This is a genomic window from Shewanella morhuae (genome assembly GCF_003028295.1).
In the GTDB taxonomy this organism is placed as follows: Bacteria; Pseudomonadota; Gammaproteobacteria; order Enterobacterales; family Shewanellaceae; genus Shewanella; species Shewanella morhuae.
Window position 1 is genome coordinate 2,700,394 of record NZ_PYSG01000002.1, and the last position, 18,352, is coordinate 2,718,745.

General features: G+C 44.7%; 20 protein-coding genes. 15 read left to right on the forward strand and 5 right to left on the reverse strand.

The window, feature by feature from the left end; translation table 11 throughout:
- Positions 1–23 precede the first annotated feature (23 nt).
- Positions 24–485, forward strand: a complete 462-nt coding sequence (locus tag C9I43_RS12315; RefSeq protein ID WP_076497660.1) for a DUF2390 domain-containing protein — start codon at positions 24–26, stop codon at positions 483–485.
- Between the two features lie 365 nt (positions 486–850).
- Here the strand turns inward: C9I43_RS12315 and C9I43_RS12320 are convergent, their stop codons facing one another.
- Complete coding sequence (locus C9I43_RS12320) at positions 851–1,186, reverse strand: winged helix-turn-helix transcriptional regulator (RefSeq protein ID WP_076497662.1); 336 nt, start codon at positions 1,184–1,186, stop codon at positions 851–853.
- Between the two features lie 102 nt (positions 1,187–1,288).
- On the opposite strand from C9I43_RS12320, the gene C9I43_RS12325 reads away from it, so the two are divergent.
- Positions 1,289–2,071 (forward strand): SDR family NAD(P)-dependent oxidoreductase, encoded by a 783-nt coding sequence (locus C9I43_RS12325; protein WP_107883635.1) that lies wholly within the window; start codon positions 1,289–1,291, stop codon positions 2,069–2,071.
- Between the two features lie 178 nt (positions 2,072–2,249).
- The gene (locus C9I43_RS12330; RefSeq protein WP_107883636.1) at positions 2,250–2,912 is read left to right on the forward strand and encodes a cupin domain-containing protein; all 663 of its coding nucleotides are present in this window, start codon (positions 2,250–2,252) and stop codon (positions 2,910–2,912) included.
- Positions 2,913–3,079: 167 nt separating this feature from the next.
- Here C9I43_RS12330 and C9I43_RS12335 read toward each other — a convergent pair whose 3' ends face one another.
- Entirely contained in the window at positions 3,080–4,675 is a 1,596-nt protein-coding gene (locus C9I43_RS12335; protein WP_107883637.1) for a GMC family oxidoreductase, read from the reverse strand.
- A 141-nt stretch (positions 4,676–4,816) separates the two neighbouring features.
- Positions 4,817–5,326: a TAT leader-containing periplasmic protein gene (locus tag C9I43_RS12340; RefSeq protein ID WP_076497670.1), complete on the reverse strand. Its 510-nt coding sequence runs from the start codon at positions 5,324–5,326 to the stop codon at positions 4,817–4,819.
- A 175-nt stretch (positions 5,327–5,501) separates the two neighbouring features.
- Between C9I43_RS12340 and C9I43_RS12345 the strand changes: the two genes are divergently transcribed.
- From C9I43_RS12345 to C9I43_RS12355, 3 genes are all read left to right on the forward strand, one after another.
- Positions 5,502–6,545 (forward strand): hydrolase, encoded by a 1,044-nt coding sequence (locus C9I43_RS12345; protein ID WP_107883638.1) that lies wholly within the window; start codon positions 5,502–5,504, stop codon positions 6,543–6,545.
- On the forward strand, positions 6,529–6,774 hold the full coding sequence (locus C9I43_RS12350) for a YheU family protein (RefSeq protein ID WP_076497675.1): 246 nt from the start codon (positions 6,529–6,531) through the stop codon (positions 6,772–6,774). The genes C9I43_RS12345 and C9I43_RS12350 overlap by 17 nt, the downstream gene beginning before the upstream one ends.
- Before the next feature lie 90 nt (positions 6,775–6,864).
- Positions 6,865–7,752: a phosphoribulokinase gene (locus C9I43_RS12355; RefSeq protein ID WP_107883639.1), complete on the forward strand. Its 888-nt coding sequence runs from the start codon at positions 6,865–6,867 to the stop codon at positions 7,750–7,752.
- Positions 7,753–8,210: 458 nt separating this feature from the next.
- Here C9I43_RS12355 and C9I43_RS12360 read toward each other — a convergent pair whose 3' ends face one another.
- Both C9I43_RS12360 and pepB read right to left on the reverse strand, forming a co-directional pair.
- The gene (locus tag C9I43_RS12360) at positions 8,211–8,714 is read right to left on the reverse strand and encodes a GNAT family N-acetyltransferase (RefSeq protein ID WP_181317918.1); all 504 of its coding nucleotides are present in this window, start codon (positions 8,712–8,714) and stop codon (positions 8,211–8,213) included.
- 170 nt (positions 8,715–8,884) lie between these two features.
- Entirely contained in the window at positions 8,885–10,177 is a 1,293-nt protein-coding gene (gene pepB, locus C9I43_RS12365; RefSeq protein WP_107883641.1) for an aminopeptidase PepB, read from the reverse strand.
- 181 nt (positions 10,178–10,358) lie between these two features.
- Between pepB and sfsA the strand changes: the two genes are divergently transcribed.
- The 9 genes from sfsA to C9I43_RS12410 all read left to right on the forward strand — a co-directional run bounded on the left by sfsA (position 10,359) and on the right by C9I43_RS12410 (position 18,341).
- Positions 10,359–11,063: a DNA/RNA nuclease SfsA gene (gene sfsA, locus C9I43_RS12370; protein ID WP_107883642.1), complete on the forward strand. Its 705-nt coding sequence runs from the start codon at positions 10,359–10,361 to the stop codon at positions 11,061–11,063.
- Positions 11,064–11,226: 163 nt separating this feature from the next.
- Positions 11,227–11,670, forward strand: a complete 444-nt coding sequence (dksA, locus tag C9I43_RS12375) for an RNA polymerase-binding protein DksA (RefSeq protein WP_076497683.1) — start codon at positions 11,227–11,229, stop codon at positions 11,668–11,670.
- A gap of 190 nt (positions 11,671–11,860) precedes the next feature.
- Positions 11,861–12,766, forward strand: coding sequence for a tRNA glutamyl-Q(34) synthetase GluQRS (gluQRS, locus tag C9I43_RS12380; RefSeq protein WP_107883643.1), 906 nt, complete (start codon positions 11,861–11,863; stop codon positions 12,764–12,766).
- 19 nt (positions 12,767–12,785) lie between these two features.
- Positions 12,786–14,297, forward strand: a complete 1,512-nt coding sequence (locus C9I43_RS12385) for a polynucleotide adenylyltransferase PcnB (protein WP_181317883.1) — start codon at positions 12,786–12,788, stop codon at positions 14,295–14,297.
- Positions 14,297–14,785, forward strand: coding sequence for a 2-amino-4-hydroxy-6-hydroxymethyldihydropteridine diphosphokinase (gene folK, locus C9I43_RS12390; protein WP_076497687.1), 489 nt, complete (start codon positions 14,297–14,299; stop codon positions 14,783–14,785). Before C9I43_RS12385 ends, folK begins: the two co-directional genes overlap by 1 nt.
- Before the next feature lie 56 nt (positions 14,786–14,841).
- On the forward strand, positions 14,842–15,636 hold the full coding sequence (gene panB / locus C9I43_RS12395) for a 3-methyl-2-oxobutanoate hydroxymethyltransferase (protein WP_107883644.1): 795 nt from the start codon (positions 14,842–14,844) through the stop codon (positions 15,634–15,636).
- A 27-nt stretch (positions 15,637–15,663) separates the two neighbouring features.
- Positions 15,664–16,509, forward strand: a complete 846-nt coding sequence (gene panC / locus C9I43_RS12400) for a pantoate--beta-alanine ligase (protein ID WP_107883645.1) — start codon at positions 15,664–15,666, stop codon at positions 16,507–16,509.
- 371 nt (positions 16,510–16,880) lie between these two features.
- Positions 16,881–17,408 carry a DUF4124 domain-containing protein gene (locus C9I43_RS12405; protein WP_107883646.1) on the forward strand — a complete coding sequence of 176 codons (528 nt, stop codon included), beginning with the start codon at positions 16,881–16,883 and terminating at the stop codon, positions 17,406–17,408.
- Positions 17,409–17,921: 513 nt separating this feature from the next.
- Complete coding sequence (locus tag C9I43_RS12410; RefSeq protein ID WP_076497694.1) at positions 17,922–18,341, forward strand: curlin; 420 nt, start codon at positions 17,922–17,924, stop codon at positions 18,339–18,341.
- The last annotated feature ends 11 nt before the right edge of the window (positions 18,342–18,352 follow it).

An 18,352-nucleotide genomic window follows, 5' to 3' on the forward strand; every position in this document is an offset into this window, starting at 1 on the left:
ACCCTAGTGTTTGAAGGAAAAGTATGTCAGATGTAACCCAATTAGACAGTCAAATTTGGCAATGGTGTGATATGAGTTATGGGCAAAATAAAGCCCTATGCCTCGAATTACAAGACAGTTGCCAGGTCAACGTAAACCTACTTTTGCTGGCGCAATATTTAGATATTACCCTCGATGTTGCGGGGCCAAGGGAATATAGCGTGCAGCAGTGGCAAATGCTGGCGACTGCAATTAACGAATGGGATGAACGCTTTGTGTCGCCCTATCGCCGCCTGCGTCGCCTTGCTAAAACTCGCCTAGCTGAAAACGAATATCAGCAAATGCTGGATGTCGAATTAATGATGGAGCGCAAAGCCCAGCGGACTATTTTAAATCAACTCAGTGGAATACTGCCAAGCGGCCAGTCGAGTAACCTAGTGAGTTATTTAAGTTTATTTGGTCTTGGTGATGCTGATGTCAACAGTATGGGCATGTTAGCGCCCTAGGCACTCGGTGATGCAGATATATTGCGATGTGATCGCTTTTTCTAGCCTCTTTGTTAAATGCTACTAATCGCTTAGATTGCATGACACGTTGACCGCGCAGCAGCGATTGAATGCTGCATGGCAAGGTATTTAAGCTCTATCGAGAGGGGGTAACAGATTCTGTGTAACTGCAATTTAGTTAATACATCTCATCACTCGCTAGCGCTACAAACTTGTAGCGACAAGCGACTGTCTTATAAAACCGTTAACCATCACTAAACAGTCAATGATTCTCACTTGTATGGGTCAAGATTAACCGACTGCCATTATTAACGTTCATGACTCAAACCATAAAAATATCGCAAACATTGACGCCAACCGTAAGATTAGGCGTCGATTTCTTGCTGCAACTTTTCTAACTCATCCAAAATGTGCAGAAACTTTTGACCAAAGTCGGTCACTTGATACTCAACTCGTGGCGGGAGTTCGTTAAAAATAACTTTATCTAAAATGCCAAATTCGATGTTCTTTTTTAAGCATTGGTTCAACACTTTAGTTGAAAGCCCCTCAACGGAGCGCACCATTTCTCCTGGCCGCTGTACTCCGCTGGCCAAAAGCTGATAAACCGTTAATGACCATTTGCAGCCATAAATAGTCTCAACCATACGGGCAGAGCGTTCTGGCGGCGTTTTTCTCACAATAATTTTTTCATTGTTATTCATAAAGATGTACCAAAAAGTACCTGACTTACCGATTTGTACTTACTGTTAAAATAGTTATTGAATTCATAAGATTATCACGTTGATCATTCTTAGGATAAAAATATGAAATTTAATAGCGCACATCTTGCGATTATTGTCGGTGGTAGCAGCGGCATTGGTTTTGAAACAGCGAAACAACTTGCTAAGCAAGGTGTGTCACTGCTGATTGTGGGTAATCAGCAAGATAAACTCACCACTGCAGTAGCAACACTTAACAATGCTTACCGCGCACAAGGCGTGAAGGTTGAGGGTTTTCAAGCAAACCTTTACCAAGCTGCGGATATCAATCGCCTAATTAATCACATTGACCAGCTCGAACAAAAAGTAGGTTATTTGGTCAATGCCGCAGGTTACTTTAATCCTAAATCCTTTATCGACCATTCAGAGTCTGATTACGATCTTTATATGGATTTAAATAAAGCGCTATTTAAAATTACGCAAGCAGTGACCCATAAAATGATCCAAGCCGGAGGGGGCAGCATAGTCAATATCGGTTCTATGTGGGCCAAGCAAGCTATAAAAGCAACGCCATCATCGGCGTACTCGATGGCAAAAGCGGGATTACATGCATTAACGCAGCACTTAGCTATGGAGCTTGCCGACCAGAATATTAGAGTGAATGCGGTATCGCCCGCCGTTGTGAACACGCCCATCTACCATGCTTTTATTGACGCGGCAGAGCTTGACCAAGTCATGACAAGCTTTAATGGTTTTCATCCTATTGGTAGAGTAGGTACTGCGCTTGATGTGGCAAACAGCATTTGCTTTTTGTTATCCGATGAAACCAGTTGGGTTACAGGTGCCATTTGGGATATTGACGGCGGCGTGATGGCAGGACGAAACTGATTTAACCTTGCAGATTAAAAGTGAGCCACATTAAAACTGAGTTACATTAACAGTGGCTCAAATTTGAAATGCTATTAATTTAACGTTACCGATATTGAAGGCCAATCACTTTACATCACAACGATTAAAATGAAGCCGCTTAACGTACTGACATTCAAGATAAATAAGGCGTAACACTATGCTCAATATGAACTTTAGCGAGCGCATCGTTATCGATACGCAGCAGCAAACATGGCTGCCAAGTCCTGCAAAAGGCGTGTGGCGCAAACCGCTAGAACGGGAAGCTAAAGAGTCCGGGCACACCAGTAGCATAGTGAAATATGATGCGAACTCGCAGTTTGCGACCCACCAGCATCCGTTTGGTGAAGAGATTTTTGTGCTTGAGGGCGTATTTTCAGATGAAAATGGCGATTATCCCGCAGGCAGTTATCTGCGCCATCCACCGGGGAGCCAGCATGCGCCCTTTAGTAAAGAAGGTTGCATCATCTTTGTGAAACTTAATCAATTTGATCCGCGCGATACTGACGTGGTTAAACTCAATACCCAGCATACTAAATGGTTAACAGGAATGGGTGGCCTACAAGTTATGCCACTGCACGAGTTTGAACATGAGCATACCGCGCTAGTAAAATGGCCTAAAGATGAAGTCTTTCAGCCCCATCGCCATTTTGGTGGCGAAGAAATATTAGTGCTAACGGGTAAGTTTCAAGATGAACAGGGCGAATATCCGCGCCACACTTGGATACGTAGTCCACATATGAGCGGCCATTTTCCGTTTGTAAAAGAAGAAACCATTATCTTAGTTAAAACAGGGCACTTACCCGTGAGTTTATCAAAGTGATAACAGTCGATATCACAATGCTAGGTTAATCTGCGATAGTTTCTACTTACCCTACATTGTAGTAAAAAGAATAACAGTATCAGATTGTTGAGCGCACTTTGATACTGTTATAGGTGTGATACTGTTATAGGTTCGATGATATTTGTGCTAAATATTTTAGCTGATAGTTAAGTTAAGCCAGCGGTCAACTTCTCGGCTAGCTTAGTGGCATTACGTGCCGTGATGCCATAAATCGATAACTGAGGATTGGCTCCAAGGCTAGTCGGAAAAACAGAACCGTCCATCACAGATAAATTAGCTAAATAGTGCGACTGACCATAACTATCGACCATAGAAAGCTTTTCATCTTCCCCAAAAGGGCAACCGCCCATCACATGCGCTGATGCAACGATAGTGCGCAGCGGTGCGAGCGCCATATTGGCAATACTCTCTTTCGCCTCTTTCCACGACGACAAATATGGCATGCCATCACTGATCGGTAGCACTTTTAGCGCGCCTGCCGCAAATTGTAATTCCGCCATACTGGCAAAGGCGCGGCGTGCGGCGCGCCAAAAGGCATCGGTCAACGGATAATCCAAATTAAAGCCTTTAGGCGTTAAGTGCACTTCACCGCCTTGACTGTCGGGATGGTAACCATCACGGATAAGGGCAATAGTCACTTGCAACTGATTGAACTGCGACATTAATTCGGCATGACTTGCGCCATAGCCTAAGGTTTTAGAGGCGATTAAAATTGGGTGCACTGGCGGCACTTCAAGTTTATAACCCAGCTCACCATCGGCGGTATTTTTCCAGACAAATTCATCGGAGTAGATAGATTGCGGCGCGCCGCTATGACCATTAATCGCATCGGCAAATACACCACCTGATAATAGTGTTGGGTGTAAAAAAGTACGCTTGCCTAATAACTGATAGGGATCGGGCACCTGCGATCGCATCAACAACACGGGAGTATGGATAGCGCCAGCACTCAAAATATAATGTTTAGCTTTAAATAGCAGCTCAACGTCAGTCGGGCGTAAATGGGTATCCAGCGCCTGTGCTTTTAACGCAAAAACTTGACCATTATGGTGCTCAATCTTCATCACTTTAGCGCGGCTGATCAGCTGCGCCCCTTTATCAAGCGCTGCGGGTATCGTAGTCACTAACATCGACTGTTTTGCATTGACGGGACAACCCATGCCGCAATAGCCAGTATTCCAGCAACCAGCTACATTGCGTTTGATCACGGTATAATCCCAGCCTAAGTTTATGCACCCTTGCTTTAGGGCGGCATTATTACGATTGGGTTCGTAATTCCACTCGTGGATGTTGAGCCTTTGCTCCATTTTTTCAAACCAAGGATCTAAGCTCTCGCGATTGAGCCCAGCAACTGATTTATGTTGTGCCCAAAAAGCTAACGCCTCAGTTGGCGTGCGAATAGAAGTGGTCCAGTTAACAGTGGTTGAGCCACCAACAGCACGACCTTGAAAAATCCCAATCGCCTTGTCGGTGGTTTTCATCGCCGCCGCCTGTTGATATAAGTTAGGGTAAGCGACGCGCTCTTCCATATTAAAATCACTAGACGATTTCAGCGGTCCCGCCTCAATCATGATGACACTCAGCCCCGCTTGAGTGAGGATTTCAGCCGCAACGCCGCCGCCAGCCCCCGTACCAACGATAATCACATCGGCTTCAAACGTTTGGTTTTCTTGCAATTGACTCGCATCGGTGTACAACCAACCTGAGTTTAAGCCATTCACTATGGGATCTATAATTGCCAACTTGGGTGCTCCACTGTCGCGGGTAAGGTTGTTATTATTCGACTTTTAATACGCCTACAAGTCAGTTTTTATTTAATACTCAAGTTTTAAAGAACTCAGTTTTAAGGAACTCAGGTTTAAAGGGCTTAAACGTTAAAACGCTCACGATTTAAATAGCTCTGGCTTAGCATAATGTAAACGGTTCCAATGCTCAGGACAGGCATAAAAGCTGGCCATAATGAGTTCTCGCAATCCTAAATAAGCCGTTTGTAACAGCGCAAAATAACTGTGACGCCACGTTTCTAACATGTCAGTTAATTCAGCGGGAGAGCGCATTAATAACGGCGTCATACTAGAAGTAAGCACCAGTAACCCAAGGCGATTTTCAAGCATATCCAGTAGTTCAAACAACTCGGTTTGCTGCTCATCTGGCAATACTGCAATGGATTGCTTAATGGCATCTAAGGTGCGATTTTGCGCCGCTAACTTGTGGGTTGTCACATCAGGCAAGGCGCCATCGAGTATCACAGGTAACAGCACGCTAAATAGCAAACGGTAATCTTTAGCCTCACTGTCTTCGGGTAAACTAAACTCGGGCGAATAGAGATTAACCCCTAAAGCTAACGCCGCCGTACCGGCAAATGCGCTCATTAAAAAGGTTCGTCGCTTCATTTGCTGCTCCTAACTATCCGTCCAAATATCGGTATAAAAAACAATTGTGCTACAATAGCGGCCAGTTTATACCTAAGCGACCTCAACATACGAGTTTCTACATTGTTAAATAATTAGGTATAAATTAAACACACGTTTTAATTTTCAGCAATAGCCGATACCAAGATAAATACCCATGCCAAATATCTTTATGCCACCTTGGTGGGCCAAGAGCCCACATATACAAACGATTTTACCCGTATTCACTAAAGTGGCTAAACCTGACTTACAAAGGCAACGAGTCGAGTTACCCGATGGCGATTTTATCGATTTAGATTGGCAGGGGCTTCCACAAGTTGGCAAACCGATTGTGGTCATTATCCACGGGTTAGAAGGCAGTGCTCAATCCCATTATGCCAGACGGATACTGCAAGCCTGTAAAGCACAACAGTTGGCAGCGGTAGTACATCATCACCGAAGTTGTTCAGGTGAGGCCAATCGCCTCGCCCGCAGTTATCACAGTGGTGACACCGACGATTTACAGTTTAGTTTGTCCATATTAAAAAATACCTATCCACACTCACCATTATTAGCCGTGGGTTACAGTTTAGGAGGTAATGTACTGACTAAATATTTAGGTGAATATCAAGATGATAGTTTATTAGCCCGCGCAGTAGTTGTCTCGGCGCCACTGCAATTATCGGCCTGTGCAAAACGTTTAGAACACGGGTTTTCAAGGGTCTATCAAAGTCATTTGATTAAACAGTTACGACAAAAAATAAGCCATAAGCTGAGCGATCCCGACTTGGCTATATCTATGCCACTAAGCCAGTTAGAGGTTGACCGTTTAAGCACCTTCTATGATTTTGACGATAAAGTCACCGCGCCTTTGCACGGTTTTGATGGTGTTGACGATTACTATACTCGTGCCAGTGGCTTGCCCTTTGTCAGCCGCATCTCAAAACCAACACTGATTATACATGCCAAGGACGATCCCTTTATGACTGACGCAGTTATCCCGCGTCCAAGTCAATTATCAGGCTATGTGGAATACGAATTACATGCCCATGGCGGCCATGTTGGTTTTATCGATGGCGGCACGCCTTGGAGACCCCATTACTATCTAGAAAGCCGAGTTTTACAGTTTCTAGTGGGCAAGTATAACCTTGACCAATCGAATGTTAGTCCAATCAATCGCGACGCTATCGCACAAGGAAATACCGATGCTCATTCCCTATGAAACCCTGTTACAACTCCCTAAAGAAACCCTAGTCAATTTAATCCGTGAGTATTTACTCGGCCAAGTGGAAGATGGCAGCTTTAGCAGCCTTGATGAACAGGAGTTATCTCAAGCGATAGTCCAATGTCAACAAGCACTTAAACAGGGGAAGCTAAAGCTAGAGTACAGCGAGGACGACGAGTCCTTCGCCATACGCTCGGCAGATCAAATAGCACAGCAGCAAGATTGACCCGTCCTACCTCTGTACCGTATAAATAGTACTCGCGTTTTTATCGCTTCTTCATAAGCGGCTCTTTTGGTTCCTAGTTAGGTAGAATACATGTCAGCAAAACATCCCATTATTGCAGTAACAGGCTCATCAGGCGCAGGAACCACCACCACTACCACCGCCTTTAGCCATATTTTTCGGCAACTTGGGATCAACGCCGCTTTTGTCGAAGGTGACAGTTTTCATCATTTTACCCGCGCTGAGATGGAAGTGATGATCCGCAAATCTCAAACAGAGAATCGAAACCTCAGTTATTTTGGCCCTGAGGCCAATAACTTTGCCCGACTAGAACAATGTTTTCGCGATTACAGTGGCACGGGTCAAGGTGAAACACGCAGTTATTTACACACCTTCGATGAAGCCGTGCCTTTCAACCAAATGCCCGGTACGTTTACCCAATGGCGGCCTCTGCCTGAAAACACCGACATGCTCTACTATGAAGGCCTGCACGGCGGTGTTGTGACTGATGAAGCGGATGTCGCGCAGCATGTCGATCTACTGATCGGCATGGTGCCTATCGTCAACTTAGAGTGGATCCAAAAAATTATCCGCGATACCTCTGAACGTGGCCATAGTCGTGAGAAGGTAATGGGATCGATTGTGCGTAGTATGGACGATTATATTAAGCACATGACGCCACAATTCTCCCGTACGCATATCAACTTTCAGCGGGTGCCCACAGTAGATACGTCTAACCCTTTTAGCGCTAAAAATATTCCGAGCTTGGACGAAAGTTTTGTGGTGATCCGCTTTCGCGGCATCAACAATGTCGATTTCCCCTATTATCTCAACATGATCCAAGGATCATTTATGTCACGAATCAATACCTTAGTAGTTCCAGGTGGGAAAATGTCCTTAGCAATGGAGTTAATTCTTACACCCTTAGTTAAGGATTTAATGGAAAAGCGCCAACAACTCAATAGCCCAGAAGCAAACTAACGCTCAGCATGTGTGAAATATAAGTAGCTAAAAAAGGGGTTAAATAAAGTCTTTTACCTATGGATTAAGTTTTATTTAAGCCATTAACGCTAATCTTGTCAGCATCGGGATTTCAGGCGAAAGAACGATAGTTGGCATACTCTTGGGAGTTAATTCCCCCATCTTGATCTGTTGATTTCCTTGAGTATGTCAGCAACCTCTTATGAAAAGTTAATTCCGCATCCATGCTTGATCTGTTGATTTCCTTGAATATGTCAGCAACCTCTCATGAAAAGTTAATTCCGCATCCATGCTTGATCTGTTGATTTCCTTGAATATGTCAGCAACCTCTCATGAAAAGTTAATTCCACATCCATGCTTGATCCGTTGATTTCCTTGACCATTACATTCAGAGTTAATTCCACATCCATACTTGCTCTGTTGATTTCCTTGAATATGTCAGCAATCCCATTTTAACGTCATTTTCTACGCACTAAATTCTTGTACATCACCATACATTCTAAGGCGATGCCTCTGGGCGAACAGTAAATAGAGTCCTCTTCTAGGCCTTCACCGCCAAAACCACTGTGGCGATAAAAATCTACCGCATTAAGGGTTGATTCTAATCTGAGTTGAGCAATACCCTGATTAAAAGCCATGGTTTCAATAAACTGTAATAAGGCTTTACCTACACCAATTCCCATGGCATCTGGGGCGACAAACAGCGCTTCTAACTGGGCATAGGGTTCATCAAGCATAATGCTACCGACCACGGTTTTAAGCTGCGTATTTACACTAAACTGCTCTGCCACATAAAAATGTGCTGCAACAATACGGCTAAACTGCTCGGTTAATTCACCCTCGGTCCAAATAAGTAAATCATCCGCATCATAAAATCCGCTACAGCCTTTATTAATGGCCGCGTTGCGAATATCCCAACAGGCTTGAGCATCATCTTTAGTCGCTTTTCGTATCGTTATCATCATGTTTCTCCAACACACACCTTAGCCATAACATGCCATGGAGCCACGTAATAGCCAAGCGAACGTGTAGTATCTGATTTCACGCAATAAAAAACCGCCCGAAGGCGGTTTTCATCAAGTCAGTAAAACCTCAATAGATCTTAGCTAACATAGCTGACTTTGACCTAGGTTTAGCCTTTGATTAATTCACTGATGGTCAATACACCGTGAGTCGTGGCGCCAGCGCCCCACAGTGCAGAAGCTGAATCTTCAAAGGCGCCCGCTAAGTCAACATGCAACCATTTTGCTTCTGGTGCAACAAAGCGCCATAGGAAACCTGCCGCATTAGAAGCGCCGCCCGCACCGCCGCCTTTCATGGCGCGGCTGTTCGCCGTATCGGCATAGGCCGACGGGCACATTTCTTTATGCCAAGCGTCCAGCGGCAACGGCCAAACACGCTCGGCAACACTGATGGCTTTTTGCTGAGCCAGTTGCAATACATCAGCCTGTGGCGAGAAAATTGCGTTGTAGTTTGAGCCAACTGCCATTACAGCAGCGCCCGTTAATGTGGCAGCATCGATAATAAAAGGTGCACCGGTTGCAGAAGCAGCTTGCAGACCATCGGCTAGCACTAAACGCCCTTCTGCGTCAGTGTTAACCACTTCAACAGTTACACCATTTTTGTAGGTCAGAATATCACCTAACTTATAAGCACGGCCGCTGATCAGGTTTTCTGCACAACATAAGAACAGTTTAACCCGTTTATTTAGGCCTGATTTGATCGCTAAACCGAGCGCAGCGGTCACAGTGGCGGCGCCGCCCATATCGCATTTCATGCCTAACATGCCTTCGGAGGCTTTAATGCTGTAACCGCCAGAATCAAAAGTAATCCCTTTACCCACAAGCGCAACCGATACAGGTGCATCGGCAGCTAATGGATTGAAGTCTAACTCTAACATTGCTGGTGGGCGTTCACTGCCGCGACCCACTGCATGGATACCAATCCACTGTTCTTCAAGCAGCGCTTCGCCTTCGATAATACGATAACTAATTTTGTCGCCACCCACATCTGCCAGCCATGTCGCCGCTTGTTGGGCTAATTTCACTGGCGATAAGTTTTCAGGTGTGTCGTTGATAAGCTGGCGGGCAAAAGTTGCCACATCAAAGCGACGCTGTAATTCAGTTTGCACCGCATCATCGCCGCACCAATGGATTTGATAGCCTGTTTTCGCTGTCGCAAAACCTTGGGCGAATACCCACTGGCTATTGAGATCCCACAACGCCCCGTCTAATACAACGCAGCTAATGCCTTGGCTGCGTAGTTTACGTGCCGCCATTTGAATTTGACGTAGTTCATCACCACCGGCTAAATGAATTTGCGCGCCGCCTGCAGTAAAAGTTACATCGGCTTTGCCCCAATGGGCGGCAGGTGCATCTTTGGTTAATTGTACTTTCATCAATTCAGTCATTTTTAGTTCACTCATTGTGGATCCTTATTTTTAGATTCGTTTTAGAACAATCAATTTGAACAAACGGTATGACGGCAGTTTACTGCTAGCCGTCGGTGACGCAAAGCAATTGAGCAAAGTTACTCGGGTAAAATCTGTAAACATTTGCAAAATTTGTTAGGCTTTGTGGCCTAGAATAGCCGAGATAGGTCTACTGATGGAATTTGCTCCGCCACTACAACAGGGTATTTTATTACGCCGCTATAAACGTTTTCTGGCCGATGTGCAGCTAAGCGATGGCAGTGAAATAACCCTACATTGTCCTAATACGGGATCGATGCGAAACTGCCTGTATCCCGGTGAAACCGTGTGGTTTTCGACCTCTGATAACCCTAAACGCAAATATGCCCATACGTGGGAATTAATGACTACGCCCAACGGCAGCTTAATTGGCATTCACTCAAGCCAAGCCAACGCCTTAGCGGAGGATGCGATCAATAAAGGTATCATCAGCGAACTAACAGGTTATGACAGCCTAAGCCGAGAAGTAAAATACGGTGATGAAAATAGCCGTATCGATATCTTGTTGCAAGCTGCTCAAAAACCCGCCTGTTATATAGAAGTCAAAAGTTGTACTTTGCTTGAGGATGGTCAAGGCTATTTCCCCGATGCCGTGAGTCTGCGAGGCCAAAAACACTTACGTGAATTAATGCATATGGTGAGCCTTGGCCATAGGGCGGTGCTGTTATTTGTAGTACAACATTCAGAGATAACCTGCGTCGCTCCTGCGGCACATATCGACCCTGAATATGCTAAGTTACTGAAAATAGCTGTGTTAAGTGGAGTTGAAGTATTAGCCTATCGCTGTGAAATATCCCCCACAGAGATTAACCTAGCTTACCCCTGTGTTGTCCGAGTATGATGTTAAAACTGAGTTAAATGTTATTTCGTTTACATTCGCGAACGCAGTCAAATAATTCAAACAATTCAGTATGAAAAGTTTGCCTCGATGTAAAGATTCTGGTATAGATAGCGGCCGTTCTTAAGGACGCCCTACAAACGCAAATGATTACAGGAGATGCGTTATGCCTGAAGGCACCAAAAAACTTGGCGTACTCGCTATCGCAGGTGTAACTCCCTACCAGGAAAAGCCGGGTGAGGAATACATGAACGCTAAGCAACTGGGTCACTTCAAGACAATTCTTGAAGCTTGGCGCAATCAGTTGCGTGAAGAGGTCGACCGTACTCTTAACTACATGCAGGATGAAGCCGCAAACTTCCCCGATCCTGTTGACCGTGCAGCACAAGAGGAAGAGTTCAGTCTCGAACTTCGTGCTCGCGATAGAGAACGTAAGCTGATCAAGAAAATCGAAAAAACACTGCAAAAAATTGAAGAAGACGACTTCGGCTTCTGTGATTCTTGCGGTGTTGAAATAGGCATTCGCCGTCTCGAAGCGCGTCCAACAGCCGATCAATGTATCGACTGTAAAACGCTTGCAGAGATCAAAGAGAAACAAATGGCTGGTTAATCAAATATAATAGGCGGGTCTTCCCCGCCTATTTTTTTGTAGTGAAAAAATTCAATACTTCAATATCCCAATATCAAAATCAGAGTTTCAAAATCAGAGCTAGCGTCATACTCGCCTCCATACACCAGCATTCGCTTTTATTCTTATCTGCCTCTAAAATACCCCAGCTTTTAAATACTCGTTAAATATTATGCTGAATCGATTGCACTGTGATTTATCCCGCCAACCTTATGTCGGCCGTTTTGCACCTTCGCCTTCAGGCGCCTTACATTTTGGTTCGCTTATCGCTGCCCTTGGTAGCTATTTACGCGCGCGTTCACAACAGGGCAAGTGGCTAATCCGCATTGAAGATATTGATCCTCCGCGTGAAGTCAAAGGTGCTGCCGATGATATTTTACGCACCCTAGAAGCCTATGGGTTTGAATGGGATGATGCACCTTTATATCAAAGCCTTCGTACTGAGGCCTATCAAGCTCACATTGATGCGCTACTCGCCCAAGATAAAGCTTATTTCTGCCAGTGTAGCCGCAAACAAATTCAAGCCATGGGCGGTGTCTACGATGGTCGCTGCCACCGATTACCCGCCGTTCAGGCTTTAAAGATGGGCGCAGTGCGAATCGTCAATACGGCCAGAGTGCAAGAATTTGATGATAATTTAATGGGCCATATTAACGTCGACAGCCATTTTGCCGCAGAGGATTTCATTATCAAACGCAGTGATGGCCTGTATGCCTACCAATTGGCCGTGGTGCTCGACGATGCCTATCAAGGGATTACTGAAGTGGTTCGAGGCTGTGATTTAATCGAAGCCAGTTGCCGTCAACTGAGCTTGTATCAAAACTTTGGTTTGACTGCACCGCAATGGTTGCACCTACCGCTGGCTTGTATCAGTAAAGGCTTTAAGCTCTCCAAACAAAACCATGCGCAGGCGATTGATACACGTAATCCACAGACGAGTCTCAATGCGGCACTGGTTTTTTTAGGCCAAGCCCCAGTTGAAAACCAGACTGATGTGGCACAAATGCTCGCGCAAGCTGTGGTTCAGTTTCAATTATCTGCAATCCCGCAACAATCTGAGATACTGATCGAGCCCTGATATACTCATTAGGCCGCATTTGGTATATGATAGCCGCCAGATTTTTAATCAAATAACAGATCATATTTCGAGGTGTCCCATTTTTCGCCGTATCAGCCAATTCTGCAAACAGCTATTTGAAGACGCGCCTAAAACGACCGCTCCAACTCAAGCTCAGACTGAACCCTCCACACCCGAACAAAGTTCTGGTGCGTTAAGCTTAGAGTTAGTGCCAAGAGATGCCCATACCGTCTCACGCAAACAAATTAGCGAAAATGCCCTTAAGGTATTATACAGACTGAATAAATCGGGTTTTAAAGCCTATTTAGTCGGCGGCGGCGTACGCGATTTACTTTTAGGGATTGAACCGAAAGATTTCGACGTCGTCACCAACGCAACCCCAGAAGAAATCAAAAAGCTATTCCGTAATTGCCGTGTTGTTGGCCGTCGTTTCCGCCTAGCGCATATCGTTTTTGGCCGCGATGTTATCGAAGTGGCCACCTTTCGCGGTCACCATGGCGAAAGCAATGAGAAAGTCTCTAAAGCTAATGCCGAAGGGCGTTTGCTGCGCGATAACGTCTATGGTGAAATTGACGAAGATGCCGAGCGCCGCGACTTTACCGTTAATGCACTCTATTACGATATCAGCGACTACTCTATTCGCAGCTACGGCGGCGGTATGAACGATCTTAAAGCGGGGACTTTACGATTAATTGGCGATCCTGAAACCCGTTACCGTGAAGATCCCGTGCGCATGTTAAGGGCAGTACGTTTCGCCACTAAACTCAACATGACTATCGAAACCGTAACAGCGGCACCAATTAAACAATTAGCGCCGTTGTTAAAAGATATTCCTGCCGCACGCATGTATGAAGAAGTGCTGAAACTCTTCTTTGCAGGCAAAGCCTTAGCCAACTTTGAGCTAATGCAAGAATACAAACTGTTCGAACCACTGTTTCCGCAAGTGGCTGCACTGCTAAAGGATGATCCTAAAGGCGCTCCCATGAAGATGCTACAAGCTATCATGAAGAGTACCGACCAACGCGTTAACGAAGATAAGCCGGTCACGCCCTCTTTCTTTTATGCCGCCATTCTTTGGTATCCACTACGCCAACGGGCTGAAGATATTGCGCTTGAAAGTGGCTTAACTTTATATGATGCTTTTTTTGCCGCGATGGGCGATGTAATGGAGCAGCAATGCCAAACCATTAGCATTCCACGCCGTTTTAGTACACCAGCAAAAGATATTTGGCAGTTACAGCTACGCTTTGACCGCAGTCAAGGCACCCGCGCCTTTAAACTGATGGAACATCCTAAGTTTAGAGCCGCATATGATTTGCTATTGCTCAGAGGTGAAGTCGAAGCTGGTAATCTAGCTAAGAGTGCAGCTTGGTGGCAACAATTTGTCGAAGCCGATGAAACAGAGCGCCTAGCCATTGCCCGTGGCGGCAGTAAATCGCCAAACCGTAACCGTAATGCCACTCAGCGTCGCCGTCGCCCTCGTGCGCCAAATACTGATGGTTCTGCGCCAAAAACAAAAGCCGCAGAATAATGCCTCGTGTCTACGTTGCGTTAGGCGCAAATCTTGAAGACCCAAAGGCTCAATTGGACAATGCTGTTGCGGCATTGTCCATATTAGCCTTAGAAAACCGCCTACAGGTTTCACCCTATTACCGCTCGGTGCCCATGGGCGATGTGGTGCAACCCGATTATGTTAATGCCGTAGTCAGTTTTGATACTGAGCTTACGCCATTAGCTTTACTCGATGCACTGCAGCAGATTGAAAACACCCAAGGCCGAATACGTCTTGAGCGCTGGGGGCCCAGAACCTTAGATCTCGATTTACTCTTGTATGGCAATGAGAATATTGATATTCCTAGGCTCAAAGTGCCCCACTACGGCATGAAAGAACGCAGTTTTGTGCTTGTACCTTTAGCCGCTATTGCACCGAGTCTTATTTTGCCCTGTGGCACTGCAATTACATGTCTCATCGATGCTAAAATGCTGGCCGAGTTACAACAACTGGGCATTGATCATTGAAGTCCGTCTCCAGTTAGCTTATAACACCACTTCTATTTGGTTTGAAGATCATCCATATGTCTAAAATTACTAGCTCAACCCTGTTGAAATATAAGCGGGAAGGTAGAAAATTCACGGCACTTACAGCCTATGATGCCAGTTTTGCCAACGCGTTTGATAGCGAAGGTGTCGAGGTACTGCTCGTCGGTGACTCTTTAGGAATGGTGCTGCAAGGCCATGACGACACACTACCCGTCTCTACAGCGGATATCGCATACCACACGCGCTGTGTCCGTCGTGGTATTGAACGTGCCCTGCTGATCGCCGATATGCCCTTTATGAGTTACGCCACACCAGAGCAAGCCATGGTTAATGCGACTGAGCTAATGCAGGCTGGTGCCAACATGGTCAAAGTCGAAGGCGGCCATTGGTTGCTAGAAACCGTGACTAAACTGACTGAGCGCGGCATTCCAGTATGTGCACACTTAGGCTTAACGCCGCAGTCAGTGCATGTATTTGGTGGCTTTAAAGTACAAGGTCGTGATGCAGAAAATGCTCAACGGATTATTGACGAAGCCAAAGCGATGGAAGCTGCTGGTGCTCTACTATTGGTGGTTGAATGTATTCCTGCGCCATTAGCCGCAGCAATCACTGAAGCCTTAACAATCCCAGTGATTGGCATTGGTGCTGGCGCATCAACTGATGGTCAGATTTTAGTTATGCATGATGTACTAGGTATTTCAAGTGGTTATATTCCACGTTTTTCGAAAAACTACCTAAAGCAAACCGGTGAAATCCGTTCTGCTGTGCGAGCTTACATCGACGAAGTGGCCCAAGGGATATTCCCTAGCGACGAACACACTTTTAATTAGTCATAGATTTATGCAAGGTAAGGCTCAATGATCACTAGCGCCCATATTGATGATATTCGCACTCAAGTGCGTGCATGGCGTGCCAAGGGCGAAACCATCGCCTTTGTGCCAACCATGGGCAACCTCCATCAGGGACACATTACTTTAGTGCGCGAAGCGGCGCAAAAGTGCGACCATGTGGTGGTATCGATTTTTGTTAATCCAATGCAATTTGGCCAAAATGAAGATCTCGATGCCTACCCACGTACACTTGCGGCCGATAGCGCGGCCATTACTGCAGCTGGAGCCGAACTGTTGTTCACGCCCACGCCTGCGGTGATGTATCCCAAAGGGTTAAGCCAACAAACCTTTGTCGAAGTGCCGATGATTTCTGACGTATTGTGCGGTGCCAGTCGTCCAGGACATTTTCGTGGAGTAGCGACCATAGTTTGTAAGCTATTCAACATAGTCCAACCCGATGTGGCTTTTTTTGGTAATAAAGATTATCAACAACTATTAGTGATCCAAACTATGGTTGAAGATTTGTCCTTACCGATTGAAATTATTGGTGTAGATACCATACGTGAAGACTCAGGTTTAGCCATGAGTTCACGTAATGGCTACCTTACTGCCACTGAAAAAGCCGCAGCGCCAGCCCTAAAAATAGCTATCGATGCCATGGCAAAAGGGATCAAGCAAGGCGAGAGTATTGATGCAGTTACTGAGCAAGCGAAAGCCAGTTTAGTCGCAGCGGGATTTACACCCGATTATCTTGAAATTCGCCATGCTCATACACTTGAAGCGGCGCAGAGACAAGATCAAGCCTTAGTCATTCTAGCGGCGGCTTATATTGGTAAAGCGCGGCTTATTGATAATTTAAGATTCGATCGCTAATCTTGCGCATCAATAATAAAAAAGGAGCTACGTGCTCCTTTTTTATGTCATAAACGCTACACGACTCTATTATTCCCTATTTTATCAAGAACTTAAAATACAAATCTTTTGTCTTATCAAAAACTGGTTTTATTAAATAAATTACGTCATAGTATGATGCAGATGTTAATTTTAAGTATACTAGCGCAATTATGCTGGAGAGGTTTAGCTTGCCGTTAGCAGTCAAAATACTCAGTATTAGCAGCTGGATAACACCTCAAAGTAGAGACTGAATAGCCGTCATCATAAAACGAGCTAATGACGATTTACCTCATAGGCTAAAAAGACTTAATCATGATTGCTATATTCGTTTACAAAGGATTTGTGGCCTAATGGCAAGACTGATACTCACCCTAATTTGGGTTCTTTTGCCCTGTCTCGCTCAGGCAAATACTATTTATAAGTGCCGTAAAGAGGATAAAGTAATCTTTAGCCAAACCGCTTGCCCACAAGAATTTAGCCAGCATAAAATTGAGTATCAACTGGGAGTGACCACAGAAGTTGATTCAGATAAAAAAGAAATATTAATCGATCCATTTCAAGCATTACTAAACCAAAAAACTATTTCAAAAGAAAAGTTATTGCAACTACTTGATGGCGAGATTTATCGTCTTAAACAAGAAAATAGTTACTTTGAGATTTTGCGCGCCAGCGAATTACAAAAATTAGAACGCAAACGTTATTGGCAAAACCAAGAAAAAAACGATCCTGAATATATAAATGAAATGAGCGATATCAACACTCACTTTAATGCGTCATTAATAAATAATAATGCTAAAATACAACAGCTAAGCGATCGAAAAACTCAAATCACTCGCGAAACTAGCACTGACACATCTAAAGAGCCAGAACTGCATTAATACCATTTGAGACATTAACGACTCCCCACCATTACATCTACCGTAGTTGAATACTTCTGTTTCAGCACATACTCCATCAACAATACCTTATCGTTAATCACTCACTCATGCAGAATCAAAAATATCATTTAAAATCATAGACTTAACAATCGCCCAGATAAAATCAACCTTGTATTTACAAACTAAATTCAATCACAGTGTTACCGCTCGGTCATGGCATACAATACTTACCTTATACAATCTAAAGACAAAAAATGCTCCAGCAGAATACGACTTAACTACTAGGCCGACTAGGTTAGTGACGATAAGCAAAAGTAGATAACACAGATAAAAGCTCAATTTAATCAATAAACTAACAAAAAAAGCTGCATTTGACGCTCAGGTAGTATTTCATTATTCATATCCTTTTGACCAATTGATTGATATTCACATGCCCAGTACTTTATGAACCTGAATTTGGATTATTCAGATTTTAGATAATTCAAAGTATTTGATGCATGCAAGGAGTCACTCGTGCCAAATCTATCTCTACGTTTTTTGGTATCGCTCATCTTGCTATGTAGTTGCATGACCTCAGCACAAGAGTTGAACGTCAGCGAGTTACCCGTAACCCTTCAAGCATTACTAGAACGCTCTGGGCGCGATAACCTTATCGAACTGGTTCAACAAGGCAATGCAAACCAAGGATTACTGTTCCAATCAGGTAGCGATAACAAGGCTGATGTAATGCAGGTGGGCAATGAGAACGATGCGCTAATTACACAGATTGGTTCAAATAACGAAGTTCAACTACTGCAAGTCGGCAGTCAAAATACGGCCTCAGTAACACAAATTGGCAATGACAATTTAGTGCAACTGAACCAATTAGGCAGCGGTAACTTTTCGATTCAACAGATTGCAGATGGTGCTGCAATCTCAATAACTCAATATTAAACAGGGAGCGT